Annotated in this window: 3 protein-coding genes; all 3 read left to right on the plus strand. The window is 73.8% G+C overall.

From position 1 onward, the window contains the following. Nucleotides 1-1078 (plus strand): excinuclease ABC subunit UvrC (uvrC, locus tag E1200_RS32510; protein ID WP_131956400.1); only part of this gene is annotated, 1078 nt, incomplete at its 5' end. Next, nucleotides 1075-1953, plus strand: a complete 879-nt coding sequence (gene rapZ, locus E1200_RS32515; protein ID WP_131956402.1) for an RNase adapter RapZ — start codon at nt 1075-1077, stop codon at nt 1951-1953. The genes uvrC and rapZ, both read left to right, overlap by 4 nt. 55 nt (nt 1954-2008) lie before the next feature. Continuing rightward, on the plus strand, nt 2009-2733 hold a 725-nt coding region (gene yvcK, locus E1200_RS32520), incomplete at its 3' end, for a uridine diphosphate-N-acetylglucosamine-binding protein YvcK (RefSeq protein ID WP_207933658.1).

The following is a 2733-nucleotide window of genomic DNA, read 5'->3' on the forward strand; positions in this document are numbered from 1 at the left end:
CCTCCCGCCCGACGAGGACGCGATGACCGAGCTGCTGTCGGAGCAGCGCGGCGGGCCCGTCCGGCTCCGCGTCCCGCAGCGCGGTGACAAGAAGGCCCTGCTGGAGACCGTCGCGCGCAACGCGCACGAGGCGCTCAAGCTGCACAAGACGCGCCGCACGTCCGACCTGACGACCCGCAGCCGCGCCCTGCAGGAGATCCAGGACGCGCTGGAGCTCGACGAGGCGCCGCTGCGCATCGAGTCCTACGACGTGTCGAACCTGCAGGGCACGAACGTCGTCGCGTCGATGGTCGTCTTCGAGGACGGCCTGGCCCGCAAGGGCGAGTACCGCAGGTTCACGATCAAGGCCGTCGAGGGCCAGGACGACGTCCGCTCCATCCACGAGGTCGTCACGCGCCGGTTCAAGCGCTACCTCGCCGAGACCGAGAAGACCGGCGAACTCGACCACCTCGGCGACCCGGCCGACACCGCTGACGCTGCCGGCATCGCCGGGGCCGCGGACGCCGCGGAGGGCGCGCACCAGCCGATCGACCCGGAGACCGGGCGGCCGCGCAAGTTCGCCTACCCGCCCAACCTGGTGCTCGTCGACGGCGGTCCGCCGCAGGTCGCCGCCGCGCAGCGGGCGCTGGACGAGCTCGGCGTCGAGGACATCGCGGTCTGCGGCATCGCCAAGCGGCTGGAGGAGCTGTGGCTGCCCGGCGAGGACGACCCGGTCGTCCTGCCGCGCAACAGCGAGGGCATGTTCCTCGTCCAGCGGATCCGCGACGAGGCCCACCGGTTCGCCATCACCTTCCACCGGCAACGGCGTTCCAAGTCCATGACCATGAGTGAACTCGATAACGTTCCCGGTCTGGGCCCGGCGCGCCGCGCGGCGCTGCTGAAACACTTCGGGTCGCTGAAGCGGCTGAAGGACGCGACGCCCGAGCAGGTCGCCGAGGTCCCGGGCATCGGCATGCGCAGCGCCGAGGGCATCGTCGCGGCGCTGCACGGCGCCGCGGTCCCGCCGCGGCGGCCGGGCGGAGACGGTGGCGGCGTCGGCGCCGCCGTGGACGGGGAGCACAGGGGGAGGCGGTCATGAGCACCGAGTCGAAGATTCCGGACATCGTGATAATCACCGGCATGTCCGGGGCGGGCCGCAGCACCGCGGCCAAGTCGCTGGAGGACCTCGACTGGTTCGTGGTCGACAACCTGCCGCCGGGGCTGCTGGCGACGATGGCCGACCTCGGCGGCCGGGTGAAGGACGCGGTGCCCCGCATCGCCGTCGTCGTGGACGTCCGCAGCCGCGCCTTCACCGAGGACCTGCACTCCTCGATCGCCGAGCTGGAGGCGCGCGGCGTCCACCCGCGGGTCGTGTTCCTGGAGGCGAGCGACGCCGACCTGGTGCGCCGCTTCGAGAGCGTGCGCCGCCCGCACCCGCTGCAGGGCGACGGGCGCCTGGTCGACGGCATCGCGCGGGAGCGCGAGCTGGTCCGCGAGGTCCGCGCCGAGGCCGACCTGGTGATCGACACCAGCGGCCTCAACGTGCACGAGCTGCGCCGCAAGATCATCGGGTTCTTCGGCAACGACACCGGGGAGTCCAGCCTCCGCGCGACCGTCGTGTCGTTCGGCTACAAGTACGGCCTGCCGGTCGACGCCGACCTCGTCGTCGACTGCCGCTTCCTGCCCAACCCGCACTGGGTCCCGGAGCTGCGGCCGAAGACCGGCCGCGACACCGCCGTCCGCGACTACGTGCTCGGCCAGCGCGGCGCCAAGGAGTTCCTCGACTCCTACGCCGAGGTCCTGCGCCTGCTGTCCGCCGGCTACGAGCGCGAGGGCAAGCACTACGTGACCCTGGCCGTCGGCTGCACCGGCGGCAAACACCGTAGTGTGGCCATGGCGGAACAGATCGCCGCCCGCCTGCGGGACGAGGGCATCGAGGTGCAGGTCGCCCATCGTGACCTCGGCCGCGAGTGACGCCCGCCCGGAACCCGGCGCGGGCCCCGCACGAGGAGAGCAGGAAAACGGCACGGTGAAGCCCAACGGCCCCAAGGTCGTCGCGCTCGGCGGCGGCCACGGCCTCTACGCCTCGCTGTCGGCGCTGCGCCGCGTCACCGACCGGCTGACCGCGATCGTCACCGTCGCCGACGACGGCGGCTCCAGCGGCCGCCTCCGCCGCGAACTCGGCGTGCTGCCGCCCGGCGACCTGCGGATGGCGCTCGCCGCGCTGTGCGGCGACGACGAGTGGGGACAGACCTGGCGCGACGTCGTCCAGCACCGCTTCCGCAGCCAGGGCGACCTGCGCGGCCACGCCGTCGGCAACCTGCTCATCGTCGCGCTGTGGGAACTCCTCGAAGCCGGCGCCGCCGACGCCCCCGGCGGCTCCACCGTCGCCGGGCTCGACTGGGTCGGCCGGCTCCTCGGCGCGCACGGCCGGGTGCTGCCGATGGCCGCCGTCCCGATGGACATCGTCGCGGAGGTCCGCGGCGCCGACCCCGCCCGGCCCGACGAGATCACCCACGTCAAAGGGCAGGTCGCCTGCGCCAAGACGCCCGGCGCCGTGCTCGGGGTGTCGCTGGTGCCCGCCGACCCGCCCGCCTGCCCCGAGGCCCTCGCCGCCGTCGAGGACGCCGACTGGATCGTGTTCGGCCCCGGCTCCTGGTTCACCAGCGTCCTGCCGCACCTGAAGGTCCCCGCGCTGGCGCGCGCCCTCACCGCCACCCGCGCCCGCCGCGCCGTCGCGCTGAACCTCGCCCC

This window comes from Actinomadura sp. GC306, assembly GCF_004348665.1.
GTDB lineage: Bacteria > Actinomycetota > Actinomycetes > Streptosporangiales > Streptosporangiaceae > Spirillospora.